The sequence below is a fragment of the Streptomyces sp. NPDC002926 genome, assembly GCF_053591755.1.
This window is the reverse complement of the sequence record NZ_JBSFUK010000001.1, coordinates 216,599-231,707: the sequence shown is the minus strand read 5'-3', so window position 1 is coordinate 231,707 and position 15,109 is coordinate 216,599. Positions and strand designations below refer to the sequence as shown.

Here is a 15,109-nt window from a genome sequence, read left to right as displayed (position 1 = left end):
CGCCGTCCGGGGCGCGGGCGCCGCACGGGAGCTGATGTATGGCTCGCCGGTTCCCTACGCGATGTACGTACGGCCTGGCGAAAGTCTCCTGTCAGTACGCGGCCCGACCCAGGTGGCTCCCGAGTACCAGGGCTGCGCTACAACGACTGCCCTTACGCGGCGGGACCTTCCGGCGCCGTCGCGGCGGCTGTTCCGGCGGCCGTGGGTGGAGCGGCCGGAACTGCCTCGCGGTCGGGCGCGAGCGGGTCGGTCACCGTGCCGGACTCCTCGTCGAAGAGCCCCTGCGCCAGCCTGGTCACCGCTGCGGGGACCGGCGGCGCCAGGTCGGCCACAGCTCGGAGACCGGACAGGACGTCGTCGGGTCGCACGGCAGGTGTCACGTGCCGAACAACCAGGCGCAGTATCGCACAGGGCCCGTCCCCCGGCCTATTGATGAGCGCGGTGGCAGCCGCTCCGGTGGTGCCGGCGCCGGCTTCGGACGCCGGACGGAGCGCCTGCAGCTCCGCTACGGCACCTCGTGCGTCGAAGGTCCGCATGCCGTTTTTCGTCTTCCGCTCGACCTCGACGGTCTCGGCGGCGAGGAAGCCGGAAACGGCCTTCTCCGCGTCCTCGACGGGCACGCCGTCGAGCCGCAGCTCCCACACGGATGCGGTGAGCCGGTCGGCGAGACCCGAGGTGCGGGCCTCGACGGCGTCGGTGATGTCGAGCCCCCCGGGCAGCGACTCGTCGAGCAGCTCACGCAGCTTGTCCGGGTCACGGTGCTCGGTGAGGGCGATCTCCAGATATTCGGCCTCACTGCCCGTGCCGGTGGGTGCGGCATTGGCGTACGAGACCTTGGGGTGCGGGGTGAAGCCCGCCGAGTACGCCATGGGCACCTCTGCACGGCGCAGTGCACGCTCGAAGGCGCGCTGGAAGTCACGGTGGCTGGTGAACCGGAGGCGGCCGCGCTTGGTGTAGCGCAGTCGGATGCGCTGCACCGCCGGTGCGGGCGGCGGGCCTTCGGGCTGTCGCTTGCCCAGTGGTTCTTCTCCTCGGTGCGGAGCGAGCGCGGGTGGCGCGCCCGCCCTCGGACGTACGTGGTGTTCCTCGGGGGCCGCCCGGCTCACCCCTGCTTGTGCAGGGAGATCTCGGGTTCGGCCGCCGCGCCGGGAACAGTCGTTGTACTACCCAGCGTACGCGCCTGCCGCACTGCCGGTTCCACGGGCTTTGAGGCCCGTGGCTCGCCGACGAGCGCCCGCCAGGCGTCTCGCCGCGCCTGCCGTACCGTTTCGCCGGCCGAGCGCAGCGCGGCCCGCGCCGCCCGGCCCGCCTCGACAGCGGCTTTCCTGGCCGGACTCCAGACGCCGTCGCGCAGCACGTGCCCCACGGGAGTGCAGACGTACTGGTAGAACCAGCGCACCGGCCGCCCGACGAAGTTCCAGGCCAGCCACTTGAGGGCCCGGCCGACGGCGCGCGAGATATGTCCGGCGATGCTCCAGGCGACGCCGATCGCGTCGGCGATCTCCCGGCCGACCGGAGCGAGGACATGGCGGTAGACCCAGGCAACGGGCGTGACGAGCAGCGTCGCCACGAGCCGGACGACCGCCGTCCACGCAGCGCGGCACACGGCGCTTACGAGCCGGACGATGCCGTGGCCGAGCGGCGTCAGCAACTGCCGGTGGATCCACACCAGCGGCACCACCAGCCCGTACATCACCACCGGCACCAGCACATAGCGCCACAGCGCGACCCACGGCCAGACGAAGAGCGCCCTGCCCAGCCATCCGAGGACCGCGGCGATGCCGTGGCCGGCGGGTGTGAGCAGCCGGCGGTAGGTCCAGCGCGCGGGAGCGAGCAGCAGATGCTCCACGAGCCGGGCGATGCCGTGGCCGAGCGGGGTCAGCAGTTGCCGGTGGATCCACACCAGCGGCACCACCAGCCCGTACATCACCACCGGCACCAGCACATAGCGCCACAGCGCGACCCACGGCCAGACGAAGAGCGCCCTGCCGACGAAAGAAGCGAGCCGGGCCAGACCGTGCCCGATCGGGGTGAGGACGTACTCGTACACCCAGGCCAACGCCCGGCGCAGCGGTCGCAGCAGCACGCGGTCGACGGCGAGCGCGCAGACGACGAGGACGTCCCAGACCATCCGCACGGGAAGGACGACAAGCAGCACCACGATCCGCACGGGAATCCGGATGACCGTGGTCAGACAGCCCGCGCCGGGCTGGTGGTGCGCGGGAGCCTGGTGACTCCCGTAGGTCTGAGGCGACTTCTCGAACTCCATGTCAGAGATGACGCACTACAGCCCCGTCCGGATCCACTACCTGCGCTTTTCGCCGCGCTCGTCCGCCGTCGGGACGTACGAAGGCCCGGCCACGGGGTGTCCCCACACGGCCGGGCCTTCGCGCAGTTGTTACTTGACGACCGTCAGCGGCAGCAGCTTCTTGCCGGTCGGGCCGATCTGAATCTGCGTGTCCATCTGAGGACAGACACCGCAGTCGAAGCACGGCGTCCAGCGGCAGTCCTCGACCTCGGTCTCGTCCAGCGAGTCCTGCCAGTCCTCCCAGAGCCAGTCCTTGTCGAGACCGGAATCCAGGTGGTCCCAGGGCAGGACCTCCTCGTACGTACGCTCACGGGTGGTGTACCAGTCGACGTCCACACCGAATTCGGGCAGCGTCTTGGCGGCGCACGCCATCCACCGGTCGTACGAGAAGTACTCGCGCCAGCCGTCGAAGCGGCCGCCGTCCTCGTAGACGGCGCGGATGACGGAGCCGATACGGCGGTCACCGCGCGAGAGCAGGCCCTCGACGATGCCGGGCTTGCCGTCGTGATAGCGGAAGCCGATCGAGCGGCCGTACTTCTTGTCGCCGCGGATCTTGTCGCGCAGCTTCTCCAGGCGCGCGTCCGTCTCCTCCGCCGACAGCTGCGGGGCCCACTGGAAGGGCGTGTGCGGCTTGGGCACGAAGCCGCCGATCGAGACCGTGCAGCGGATGTCGTTCTGGCCGGAGACCTTGCGGCCCTCGGCGATGACCTTGACCGCCATGTCGCCGATCTGCAGCACGTCCTCGTCGGTCTCGGTGGGCAGGCCGCACATGAAGTACAGCTTCACCTGGCGCCAGCCGTTGCCGTACGCCGTTGAGACCGTGCGGATCAGGTCCTCTTCCGAGACCATCTTGTTGATGACCTTGCGCAAGCGCTCGGAGCCGCCCTCGGGGGCGAAGGTCAGACCCGACCGACGGCCGTTCCTGGTCAGCTCGTTGGCGAGATCCACGTTGAACGCGTCGACACGGGTGGACGGGAGGGACAGGCCGATCTTGTCCTCCTCGTACCGGTCGGCCAGGCCCTTGGCGATGTCGCCGATCTCGCTGTGGTCCGCGGAGGAGAGCGAGAGCAGGCCGACCTCCTCGAAGCCGGTCGCCTTCAGACCCTTCTCGACGATGTCGCCGATGCCGGTGATGCTTCGCTCCCGCACAGGGCGCGTGATCATGCCGGCCTGGCAGAAGCGGCAGCCGCGGGTGCAGCCGCGGAAGATCTCGACCGACATCCGCTCATGGACGGTCTCGGCGAGCGGCACAAGAGGCTGCTTGGGGTACGGCCATTCGTCGAGGTCCATGACCGTGTGCTTGGAGACTCGCCACGGGACGCCCGACCTGTTCGGGACGACGCGGCCGATCCGGCCGTCGGGAAGGTACTCGACGTCGTAGAAGCGCGGGACGTAGACATTGCCCGTCTTCGCGAGGCGGAAGAGGACTTCCTCGCGCCCGCCCGGCCGGCCTTCGGCCTTCCAGGCGCGGATGATCCCGGTCATGTCGAGGACGGCCTGCTCGCCGTCGCCGATGACCGCGCAGTCGATGAAGTCCGCGATCGGCTCGGGGTTGAAGGCGGCGTGGCCCCCCGCGAGCACGATCGGGTCGTCGACAGTACGGTCCTTCGACTCGAGCGGGATGCCCGCGAGGTCCAGGGCGGTGAGCATGTTGGTGTAGCCGAGCTCGGTGGAGAAACTCAGCCCGAAGACGTCGAAGGCCTTCACGGGACGGTGCGAGTCCACGGTGAACTGCGGGAGCTTGTGCTCGCGCATGAGCGCTTCGAGGTCCGGCCAGACGCTGTAGGTGCGTTCGGCCAGCACTCCGGCGCGCTCGTTGAGTACCTCGTAGAGGATCATGACGCCCTGATTGGGCAGCCCGACCTCGTACGCGTCCGGGTACATGAGCGCCCAGCGGACGTCGCAGGCGTCCCAGTCCTTGACGGTGGAGTTGAGCTCTCCACCGACGTACTGGATCGGCTTCTGGACGTGCGGGAGAAGCGCTTCCAGGCGTGGGAAGACCGACTCGACAGGCATTGTGGTGTCTCTCGTGAGCGGGCAGGGTGACCATCAAGCGTACCCCGGGGCTCAGCCGCTGAGCGCCGCCCGAAGATCTTCGTCCGAAGCCTCCCGCCACACCTCGGGCAGTTCCCGCTCGCGCTCGGCGGCCTGCGCCTCCTCCTGGCCGTGGAGCAGTCCCCAGGTGAAGGCCGACTCGCCGGCCGCGTGCGCCTGGATCCCGAGATTCCGCAGCGCCTCGCGGGCGACGACGCTGTCCTGGTGGTCGCCGAGCACCGTCTGCACGGCCTTCATCCGCTTGGCGAAGCGCTTGGCGGGCTTGCCGAGCACGGGGATCGCCGCCTCGGCCGCGTACCTCGCGCGCTTGGCGGCCTTGCGGGCGTCGTGCATCGCCAGATCGCGTTCGTGTCCCGGGGGGAGCTCGAGGGCATGGTCGATCCGGCCGGCCAGCCGGTCGTAGTCCTTGAGGACGGCCTTGGGGACGACCCTTGCGGCCGCGCCGAACGCCGCCTTCAGCAGCGGAGGATCGGCGAGCAGCGTGTCCAGCGAGTCGAGCAGCGCGAAGTACCGCTTGCTGTCCAGTACGGCGATGGCCTTGCGGCGCGCGCCCGAGCCATGGGCAACGGACCAGATGCGCAACCTCCCGCGTACCGGGCCGAGCAGCAGGGTCCTCGGCAGGGCGTCGATCCGGGAGCGCAGCCGTTCGGTGAGCACTTCCTGGTCCCGGGCGACGCCCAGCTCACCGGCCAGCCATCGCAGCTCCTCGCCGATCGGGTCGGTGACGGCGCGATCGATGATCTTGCGGTACGACTTGAACGCGCTGCGCATCCGCCTGGTGGCGACCCGCATCTGATGGACGGAGTCGGGCAGGTCGCGGCGCACGGCGGGGTCGTACGCGAGGATGGCGTCGAGCTGTTCCCGCAGGTAGGCGAGGATGTGATCGCCCGCGTTCGCGGGTTCCTCCACCAGGGCGGGGGCCGCCGGCTCCGCGGCCGCTTTCACGTGCCTGCCATCCTCGGGGGCTGTCTCCGCCAGGGCCCTGGCCAGCTTGGACGGCCATTTGGCCGGGCGCACGCCCGCCTTGCGGAGCTTCTTGTCGACCGCGTCGAGGAACGCCGGGTCCGCGTCGTCGGCGAGCTCGACCTCGATCTCGTCCCACTGCGCCGTGCGGCCGCCGTCCGTGAGGCGTTCCGCGCGCACGCCGTCCCTGCTGAGCTCGGCCAGCAGGGCATCGTCCGCGTCGAGAAGATGGTGGATGTGCCGTGAGGACCGCAGGCGGACCACGGGGACGAGTTCGGCGCCCCGGGTGCGGGCGCGGACCAGACTCTCCAGAGCATGTGGGAGCGGCTCGGACAGCGGCACGGTGATCTCGTCCCGCACACCCGGTGCCACGGGGAGCTTGAGGTGCCAGCCCTCGTCGGTCCCGCCCGTCCTGCGGCGCAGGGTGATGGAGGAGGCGGCCAGTCTCAGGTCTGCCGTGTCGTAGTAGACGGCGTCGAGTTCGGCGACGCCTTTGTCGATGACGGCCGGGACGCCGGCCACCCGGGTGAGGTCCGGCAGCTTGGTGTCGGGGGTGGCCTCGTACTTCCGCTCGATCTCGCGCTTTGTGTCCGCCATGAACCGAACTTAGTCGCCGAAGCTCGTTTGTGGCAGACCCACTCTCGTGACGGCACCGTCCTCCAGCGCCGGTTGGGCTTGCTGTGCTGTGCCCTGAAGCGCCGGGCAGGCCGGTCGGGCCTGCCCGGGCTACGCGGTTATCGGCCGCTGCACCCGGATCGACTGGAGTAGTCCGATCGCGATCCAGACCGCGAACATCGAGGTGCCTCCGTACGACACGAACGGCAGCGGCAGACCCGCCACCGGCATGATGCCGAGCGTCATCCCGATGTTCTCGAAGGCCTGGAAGGCGAACCAGGCGATGATGCCCGCGGCGACGATCGTGCCGTACAGCTCGGTCGTCCCGCGTGCGATACGGCAGGCACGCCACAGGACGACGCCGAGGAGCAGCAGGATCAGTCCGGCACCGAGGAAGCCGAGCTCCTCGCCCGCGACCGTGAAGACGAAGTCGGTCTGCTGTTCGGGGACGAACTGGCCGGTGGTCTGGGAGCCCTTGAACAGACCCGTGCCGGTCAGTCCGCCGGATCCGATGGCGATCCGCGCCTGGTTGGTGTTGTAGCCGACACCGGCCGGGTCGAGCTCCGGGTTGGCGAACGCCGCGAAGCGGTTGATCTGGTACTCGTCGAGCAGTCCGAGCGCGGTGACCAGTACGGCGCCGATGGCTCCGGCGGCGATCAGACCGAGGATCCAGCGGTTGGAGGCGCCGGAGGCGAGCAGCACTCCGAGCACGATCACCGCCATCACCATGACCGAGCCGAGGTCCGGCATCAGCATGACGATCGCCATCGGCAGGGCCGCCAGGCCCAGCGACTTGGCGACCGTGCGGTGGTCCGGGTGCAGCAGGTCGCCGGCGTCGACGCGCGCGGCCAGCATCATCGCCATCCCCAGAATGATCGTGATCTTCACGAACTCCGAGGGCTGGAGGGAGAAGCCGCCGCCGATCACGATCCACGCGTGCGCGCCGTTGATGGTCGCGCCGAGCGGTGTCAGGACGAGCAGGACGAGCAGGACGGACAGCCCGTACAGGACCGGGACCGCGCCGCGCAGGGTGCGGTGCCCGAGCCAGATCGTGCCGATCATCAGCGCGAAGCCGATACCGGTGTTGAGGGCGTGCCGGAGGAAGAAGTAGTACGGGTCGCCCTGGTTGAGCTCGGTGCGGCCGCGCGTCGCGGACCACACCAGCAGCGAGCCCACGAAGGAGAGCGCGAGCGCCGAGAAGAGCATCGGCCAGTCGAGCCTGCGCACCACGGAGTCGCGGGCGGAGAGCTGGGACCACAGACCTCCGCGCTCGGGCCCGTAGCCGGAGACGGAGAAACCATTCGAGCCGGCCATGTCTCAGTCCCTCCGCGCGGGCGGGCCCGCGAGCTGTTGGTCCTCGGCCGGGGGCTCCTTCTTCTCCGGCTCGTACGGCTCGATCTTCGGGGCCTCGATGGAACCGTCCGGCTCCATCTTCGGGAGCGCCGTCTGCGGTACGGGCAGGAGTGCCTTCTTCAGGTCCTGGCCGCCGTCCTTGTCGAGTCCGTACATCGCCTCGTAGATGTTGCGGACGGCGGGACCCGAGGCGCCGGATCCCGTACCACCCTGGGCGATCGTCATGATGATCGTGTAGTCCTTGGTGTACGAGACGAACCATGAGGTCGTCTGCTTGCCGTAGACCTCGGCGGTACCCGTCTTGGCGTGCATCGGGATCTTGTCCTGCGGCCAGCCGCCGAACCGCCAGGCGGCGGAACCGCGGGTCGTGACTCCCGCGAGGGCCTTGTCGATCTGGTCCCGGGTCCGGGCGTTCATCGGCAGCTTGCCGTGCGACGTGGGCTTGATCTCCTGCACGTTCTTGCCGTCGGCGCTGATGACGGCCTTGCCGATGGTGGGGTTGTGCAGGGTGCCGCCGTTGGCGATGGCGGAGTAGATCGTGGCCATCTGGATCGGGGTGACCAGCGTGTCGCCCTGGCCGATCGAGTAGTTGACGGAGTCACCCGCTCGCATCCGGTTGCCTTCGAGGCAGTTCTCGTACGCGATCTTCTCGACGTAGTCGCCGTTCTTCTTGCCCTGCTTGCACCAGCCGTCCTTGTTGGCCTCCCAGAAGTTCTGCTTCCACTGGCGGTCCGGGACGCGGCCCTTGACCTCGTTGGGGAGGTCGATGCCGGTCTCCTTGCCGAGGCCGAACTGGTGGGCGGTCCGATAGAACCAGTCGTTGGTGCGCTTCTTGGGCTTGGTGCCGCCGTCCTTCTGCCACTCCCGGTGTGCGATGCCGTAGAAGACGGTGTCGCAGGAGACCTCCAGGGCCCTGCCGAGGGAGATGCTGCCGTAGCCCTTGGACTCGAAGTTCTTGAAGACCTGGCCGCCCACGGAGTACGAGCTGGGGCAGGGGTAGCCGCCGTCGAAGGGGTAACCGGCGTTGACCGCGGCGGTCGACGAGATCACCTTGAAGATCGAGCCGGGGGCGGCCTGGCCCTGGATCGCGCGGTTCAGCAGTGGGTAGTTGGAGGCCTTGCCGGTGAGCTTGGCGTAGTCCTTGCCGGAGATGCCGCCGACCCAGGAGTTGGGGTCGTACGTCGGCTGGGAGGCCATCGAGACGATCCGGCCGGTCTTGTTCTCCATCACCACGACGGCACCGGCGTCGGCCTTGTAGTTCTTGTCGGTGTTCTTGTCGAACTCCAGACGGGCGGCCTTCATCGCGTTGTTGAGCTCGTACTCGGCGACCGCCTGTACGCGTGCGTCGATGGAGGTGACGAGGTTGGCGCCGGGCTGGGCCTCGTCCCTGGCCGCCTCGCCGATGACCCGGCCGAGGTTGTCGACCTCGTAGCGGGTGACGCCGGCCTTGCCGCGCAGCTCCTTGTCGTAGGTGCGCTCGAGGCCCGAGCGGCCGACCTGGTCGGAGCGGAGGAACGGCGAGTCGGTGTCCTTGGCCTTGGTGATCTCCTCGTCGGTGACGGGCGAGAGATAGCCGAGAACCTGCGCGGTGTTGGTCTTTCCCGGCCCGATGTACCGGCGTACGGCGGTGGGCTCGGCGGTGATGCCCGGGAAGTCCTCGGCGCGCTCGCGGATCTGGAGGGCCTGTTGGGTGTTGGCCTCGTCGGTGACCGGGATCGGCTGGTAGGGCGAGCCGTTCCAGCAAGGCTGCGGGGTCTTGGCGTCGCAGAGCCGGACCTTGTCCATGACGTCCTTCGGCTTCATGCCGAGGACACCGGCGAGCCGGGTGAGGACGCCTTTGCCGTCGTCCTTCATCTTCATCAGCTCGGTGCGCGACGCGGAGACGACAAGACGGGTCTCGTTGTCGGCGAGCGGGATACCGCGGGAGTCGAGGATCGAGCCGCGGACGGCGGGCTGGACGACCTGCTGGACGTGGTTGTTCTTCGCCTCATTGGTGTATTCCTGGCCGTTGCGGATCTGGAGGTACCAGAGCCGTCCGCCGAGGGTGAGCAGGAGGGAGAAGACAAGCACCTGAATGACGATGAGCCGGATCTGGACCCGGGGGGTCCGCCCGGTCTCCGGAATGTTGCTCACGCTGCCCCCTCGATCACAGTCGCTTGACTCCCTTGATACGGCCGGCCCGTGCCACCTTGGCCCGGGTGGCCTTCACCCGCAGTCCGCCGCGCTGTTTGCCGATGCGCAGACCGGTGCCGGAGCTGGTCCAGCGCGCGGCGATATCGCCGCCCCCGCCGCCGCTCTTGCTCTCACCGAGCGGATCGTTCTCCGAGCGTCTGGCCAGGGCCATGATCAGCGGCACGGTGAACGGCGCGAGCAGCAGGTCGTAGACGGCGGCGGTGAACAGCAGGCTGCCGAGGCCCACATGGCGGGCCGCGGTGTCGCCGACGAGGGCGCCCACGCCCGCGTACAGCAGTGTCGAACCGATGGCGGCGGCGACGACCGCGATCATCGGTGCGGTGGCGGACCTGAGCTGGCCGTTGTCGGGGCGCACCAGGCCCGCGAGATAGCCGATCACGCAGAGCACGAGCGCGTAGCGTCCGGCGGCGTGGTCTGCGGGCGGGACGAGGTCGGCGAGCAGTCCGGCGCCGAAGCCGATGAACGCGCCCGCCACGTGCCCGTACACGAAGGCGAGTCCGAGAACGACGAGCAGCAGCAGATCGGGGACGGCGCCGGGGAGCTGGAGGCGGGCGAGGATGGAGACCTGGATGACGAGGGCGACCACGACGAGTGTCGTGGAGAGCAGCATCCGGTTGAAACGCATGACGGATCAGCTCCTACTACTCGACATCGTTCTGGCCGTCGGCGTTCGCCGGGTCCTGCCCCTTGCCGTCGGCTCTGGCGCCGGCGTCGCCCTGGGCCTGCTGACCTTCACCCTCGCCGTTCGGCGACGGGGTGACGGTCACCGTGACGGTCGGGGTGGGCTTGGGCGCGGCGGGCTTGGGCGGCAGGACCGTGTCACGCGGATCGGATCTTGGCGCCTGGACGACGACGCCGACGATGTCGAGCTGGGTGAAGCCGACGAAGGGGCGGACGTAGATGTTCCTGGTGAGGTCGCCGCCGGAGGGGTCGACGCGGACGACCTCGCCGACCGGGACACCGGGCACGAAGGGCTTGTCGCCCTGCGAGCCGAAGGTGACGAGCCGGTCGCCGTTCTTCACCTTGGCCTTGCCGTTGAGCAGCTGGACGGAGAGCGGCCGGTCGCCCTGGCCGGTGGCGAAGCCGAGTTCGTTCGTCTTCTCCATCCGGGTACCGACCGTGAAGTCCGGGTCGTTGGCGAGCAGTACGGTCGAGGTGTTCGGCCCGACGGTGGTGACCCGGCCGACGAGTCCGTCGCCGTTGAGGACGGTCATATCGCGCCTGATGCCGTCGCCCGAGCCGACATCGATGGTCACCGTCCAGGAGAAGCCCTGGGCCGCTCCTATGGCGATGACCTCCGCGCCCTTGATGCCGTACTGGCCGGCGCCTGCCTTCTTGAGCATGGTGTCGAGTTCGCGCACCCGGCTGCGGTTGCGGTCGTCGCTGCCGAGCCTCTGCTTCAGCGCGGCGTTCTCCTGCTCCAGCTTGCCGATGCGGTCATGACGTTCGCCGGAGTCGCGAACGGCCCCGATGACGTTGCCGATCGGGTCGACCGCACTCGCGACGCCCTTCTCGACGGGTCCGAAGACCGTGGCGGCGGCCTGCCGGGCGCCGTCGACCGGTGACTCCTCGCCTCCGCGGATATCCACCGTGATCAAAGCGAACGCGATGGCGATCAGCAGCACCAGGAGCAGCCGGCTCTCTCGTGTGTCCCTCACGTGCGGCGGCCGTGCCTTCCTCGTAGGAATGTGGATGTCTGTATATCAACGATCCGCCGTACGGGTTGGCAGGCCCCCGGACGGCGGATTCGTGAGTCTCCGCGGCGAGATACGACCTAGCGGCGGGGCTGGGCGTCCAGCACCTGCTGGAGCGCCTCGAACTCCTCGACACACTTGCCGGCTCCGAGTGCCACGGAGTCCAGCGGATCCTCGGCGATATGGATCGGCATCCCGGTCTCGCGGCGCAGCCGCTCGTCGAGGCCGCGCAGCAGCGCGCCGCCGCCGGTGAGGACGATGCCCCGGTCCATGACATCGCCGGAGAGCTCGGGCGGGCACTTGTCGAGGGTGGTCTTCACGGCGTCGACGATCGCGTTGACCGGTTCCTCGATCGCCTTGCGGACCTCGGCATCGGAGATCACCACGGTCTTCGGCAGACCGGAGACGAGGTCACGACCGCGGATCTCGGTGTGCTCGTCCTTGCCCATGTCGAACGCCGAGCCGATGGTGATCTTGATGTTCTCGGCGGTCCGCTCGCCGAGCAGGAGCGAGTACTCCTTCTTGATGTGCTGGATGATCGCGTTGTCCAGCTCGTCGCCGGCGACGCGGATGGACTGTGCTGTGACGATTCCGCCGAGTGAGATGACGGCGACCTCGGTGGTCCCGCCACCGATGTCGACGACCATGTTGCCGGTGGCTTCATGAACCGGGAGTCCGGAGCCGATGGCCGCGGCCATGGGCTCCTCGATGATGTGCACCTGCCGGGCGCCCGCCTGCGTCGATGCCTCGATGACCGCGCGGCGCTCAACACCCGTGATGCCGGAGGGCACACAGACGACGACGCGCGGACGGGCGAGGTACCGGCGCTTGTGGATCTTCAGGATGAAGTAGCGGAGCATCCGTTCGGTGATTTCGAAGTCGGCGATGACGCCGTCCTTCAGCGGCCGGACGGCAACGATGTTGCCCGGTGTCCGGCCGATCATCTTCTTCGCCTCGGCGCCGACCGCCAGGATGCCGCCCGTGTTGGTGTTGATGGCGACGACGGACGGCTCGTTGAGGACGATCCCCCGGCCCCTGACGTACACCAGCGTGTTGGCGGTCCCGAGGTCGACAGCCATGTCACGGCCGATGAACGACATGTTGTTCCCCATGAGGATGCGTCTGGCCTTCCCAAATCGAGCGTTGATGGCTTTTCAGGATGGCGAGGTGGGTGCGCTGTGGCGTGGAGGTTTCCATCGTAGTGCCGCCTGCACGGACACCGCGCGGTGGTCCACCTCTCTATTAGGTGACGAGGTGTCGGACCGATGCGTTCCCGCAATGCTCGTCCATATGCCTGGGGGCGACCGAAATTACTTCGGTCGCCCCAGGTCATGAGCGCTGTATGGCTGACGCCCAATCAGGAACTCGCTGCCCTCATGGCTGCGTGGCCCGGGGCGCCTGGGCTGCCGGGAGTGGCGAGGCCTACTTCTGGTGGTCCGCGAGGCCGGGGAAGAAAATCTTGAGTTCCCGAATGGCGGACTCCTCGGAGTCCGAGGCGTGGATCAGGTTTTCCCGGACGATCGTACCGAAGTCACCGCGAATGGAGCCGGGCGCGGCGGCGATGGGGTCGGTCGGGCCCGACAGCTGGCGCAGCCCTTCGATGACGCGCTCGCCGTCGACGACCAGCGCGACGACCGGACCGGAGGACATGAACTCGACCAGCGGCTCGTAGAACGGCTTGCCCTTGTGCTCGCCGTAGTGCTGCTCAAGGATTTCCCGGTCGAGGGAGCGCAGCTCCAGCGCGCCGATGGTCCAGCCGGCCTTGGCCTCGATACGGCCGATGATCTCGCCGATCAGGCCGCGGCGTACGGCGTCGGGCTTGAGCAGGACGAGCGTGCGCTGGCTCACGGTACGGGCTCCTTCATATGCGGATTCAAGAGTTCAGAGGCTACAGGGCCAAAGGGGTTACCGATTACGCAGCGTCAGGTCCGGGGGCCGACGCCAGGACCGTGCGCCGCGGGCCCCGGCAACCCCCACCCGACAGCAGCCGACAACGCCCCGACACGCCCACCAGGACCGGACACTAGGCCCAGGAGGCCTTGGCCTCGTCGATCTTGCGGCCGTAGTGGACCGAGGCCCACCACAGGGCCGCGAAGACCGCGCCCAGGAAGAACATCGTCGGCACCACGAAGCCGCTCGCGATCAGCGCGATCTGCAGCGCCCAGCCGAGCTGCACTCCGCCCGGGCGGCTGATCATCCCGCAGAGCAGCACCGAGAGCAGCATCCCGATACCGCAGACCGTCCAGACCGTCGCCATCGACAGGTCGTCGGACTTCATGGCGACCAGACCGGCGAAGCCGATCACGAAGAATTCACCGATCAGGGTGGATGCACAGAGCGTACGCATGGGTTGTCAGGCCCTTCCCAGGAGCAGCCGGGCCTCGCCGACCGTGATCACGGAGCCGGTCACCAGGACGCCCGCGCCCGCGAACTCGGACTCCTCCTCGGCAAGCGTGATCGCCGCCTCCAGCGCGTCGTCGAGACGAGCCTCGACGACCACCCGCTCGTCGCCGAAGACCTCCACGGCGAGCGCCGCCAACTCGTCGACGTCCATCGACCGATGGCTCGAGTTCTGTGTGACGACGACCTCGGCGAAGATCGGCTCGAAGGCCTCGAGAAGTCCCCGGACGTCCTTGTCCCCGCTCGCGCCGACCACACCGATCAGACGCGAGAAGCCGAAGGACTCGCTGATGCCCTCGGCGCTCGCCCGGGCACCGGACGGGTTGTGCGCGGCATCCAGGACGACCGTCGGGCTGCGGCGCACGACCTCGAGGCGGCCGGGCGAGGCCACCGAGGCGAACGCCTTGCGAATGGTGTCCATGTCCAGCGTGCGGGACTGCTCGGCACCGACGCCGAAGAACGCCTCGACCGCGGCGAGCGCCACCGCGGCGTTGTGCGCCTGGTGCGCCCCGTACAGCGGGAGGAAGATCTCCTCGTACTCACCGCCGAGCCCGCGCAGCGTCACCTGCTGGCCGCCGACCGCGACTTCGCGGGCGACCACACCGAACTCCATGCCCTCGCGGGCAACCGTGGCGTCGACCTCGACGGCCTTCTTCAGCATCACCTGCGCGGCGTCGACCGGCTGCTGCGCCAGGATCACGGTCGCGCCCTGCTTGATGACACCGGCCTTCTCGGCGGCGATCTCGGCGTGCGTGTTGCCGAGCCGGTCGGTGTGGTCCAGGTCTATGGGGGTGACGACGGCGACGGACCCGTCGATGACGTTCGTCGCGTCCCAGCTGCCGCCCATGCCGACCTCGACGACCGCGACGTCAACGGGCGCGTCGGCGAAGGCGGCGTACGCCATGCCGGTCAGCACCTCGAAGAAGGAGAGCCGGTACTCCTGCGCGGAGTCGACCATCTCGATGTACGGCTTGATGTCGTTGTACGTCTCGATGAAGCGCTCGGCCTCGATCGGGGCGCCGTCCAGGCTGATCCGCTCGGTGATCGACTGGACGTGCGGCGAGGTGTAGCGGCCGGTGCGCAGGTCGAAAGCGGCAAGCAGGGCCTCGATCATGCGGGCCGTTGAGGTCTTGCCGTTCGTACCGGTGATGTGGATCGAGGGGTACGCGTGCTGGGGGTCTCCCAGCACATCCATCAGCGCCGCGATCCTGGTGACCGAGGGCTCCAGCTTGGTCTCGCCCCAGCGCCCGGCGAGCTCCTGCTCCACCGCGCGCAGCGCCTTGTCCACCTCCGGGTCTGCGGGCCGGGCGGGCACGGGGTCACCCTGGGGCGAGCCGGCCTGCGCGCGCAGGGTACGGCTGCCGGCCTCGATCACCGCCAGGTCGGGGTCACGGTTGGTCTCGGCGTCGACGATCTCTTCGAATGGGTCCGGCTGCTCACTCACAGGACCAGTCTACGGAGGAGGAGTGACAGGACGTTCCCGCCCTGTTCCCCACACCGCCGGTCACGCCGCTGTTACGCCCGGGGA

General features: G+C 68.8%; 12 protein-coding genes. All 12 read right to left on the bottom strand.

From position 1 onward, the window contains the following. Positions 1–152: 152 nt before the first annotated feature. Positions 153–977, bottom strand: coding sequence for a TIGR03936 family radical SAM-associated protein (locus ACWDZ6_RS00985; protein ID WP_451501452.1), 825 nt, complete (start codon positions 975–977; stop codon positions 153–155). A 125-nt stretch (positions 978–1,102) separates the two neighbouring features. Then, a complete protein-coding gene (locus ACWDZ6_RS00980) occupies positions 1,103–2,269 on the bottom strand; it encodes a hypothetical protein (RefSeq protein ID WP_451501150.1) in 1,167 nt (388 codons plus the stop codon). Positions 2,270–2,398: 129 nt separating this feature from the next. Continuing rightward, entirely contained in the window at positions 2,399–4,324 is a 1,926-nt protein-coding gene (locus ACWDZ6_RS00975) for a TIGR03960 family B12-binding radical SAM protein (RefSeq protein WP_451501149.1), read from the bottom strand. A 51-nt stretch (positions 4,325–4,375) separates the two neighbouring features. Beyond that, positions 4,376–5,923, bottom strand: a complete 1,548-nt coding sequence (locus ACWDZ6_RS00970; protein ID WP_451501148.1) for a CYTH and CHAD domain-containing protein — start codon at positions 5,921–5,923, stop codon at positions 4,376–4,378. Positions 5,924–6,052: 129 nt separating this feature from the next. Beyond that, positions 6,053–7,255: a rod shape-determining protein RodA gene (gene rodA, locus ACWDZ6_RS00965; protein WP_351445385.1), complete on the bottom strand. Its 1,203-nt coding sequence runs from the start codon at positions 7,253–7,255 to the stop codon at positions 6,053–6,055. Positions 7,256–7,258: 3 nt separating this feature from the next. Then, positions 7,259–9,427 carry a penicillin-binding protein 2 gene (mrdA, locus tag ACWDZ6_RS00960; protein WP_366732923.1) on the bottom strand — a complete coding sequence of 723 codons (2,169 nt, stop codon included), beginning with the start codon at positions 9,425–9,427 and terminating at the stop codon, positions 7,259–7,261. A 13-nt stretch (positions 9,428–9,440) separates the two neighbouring features. Continuing rightward, positions 9,441–10,112, bottom strand: a complete 672-nt coding sequence (mreD, locus tag ACWDZ6_RS00955; RefSeq protein WP_366732922.1) for a rod shape-determining protein MreD — start codon at positions 10,110–10,112, stop codon at positions 9,441–9,443. A gap of 16 nt (positions 10,113–10,128) precedes the next feature. Beyond that, positions 10,129–11,145 (bottom strand): rod shape-determining protein MreC, encoded by a 1,017-nt coding sequence (gene mreC / locus ACWDZ6_RS00950; RefSeq protein WP_366732921.1) that lies wholly within the window; start codon positions 11,143–11,145, stop codon positions 10,129–10,131. A 116-nt stretch (positions 11,146–11,261) separates the two neighbouring features. Beyond that, positions 11,262–12,281 carry a rod shape-determining protein gene (locus ACWDZ6_RS00945; RefSeq protein ID WP_326655195.1) on the bottom strand — a complete coding sequence of 340 codons (1,020 nt, stop codon included), beginning with the start codon at positions 12,279–12,281 and terminating at the stop codon, positions 11,262–11,264. 322 nt (positions 12,282–12,603) lie between these two features. Further along, positions 12,604–13,029 carry a nucleoside-diphosphate kinase gene (ndk, locus tag ACWDZ6_RS00940; protein ID WP_326649905.1) on the bottom strand — a complete coding sequence of 142 codons (426 nt, stop codon included), beginning with the start codon at positions 13,027–13,029 and terminating at the stop codon, positions 12,604–12,606. Positions 13,030–13,204: 175 nt separating this feature from the next. Next, positions 13,205–13,528: a DUF4233 domain-containing protein gene (locus ACWDZ6_RS00935; RefSeq protein WP_326649906.1), complete on the bottom strand. Its 324-nt coding sequence runs from the start codon at positions 13,526–13,528 to the stop codon at positions 13,205–13,207. Positions 13,529–13,534: 6 nt separating this feature from the next. Beyond that, the gene (folC, locus tag ACWDZ6_RS00930) at positions 13,535–15,025 is read right to left on the bottom strand and encodes a bifunctional tetrahydrofolate synthase/dihydrofolate synthase (protein ID WP_451501147.1); all 1,491 of its coding nucleotides are present in this window, start codon (positions 15,023–15,025) and stop codon (positions 13,535–13,537) included. Between the last annotated feature and the right edge of the window lie 84 nt (positions 15,026–15,109).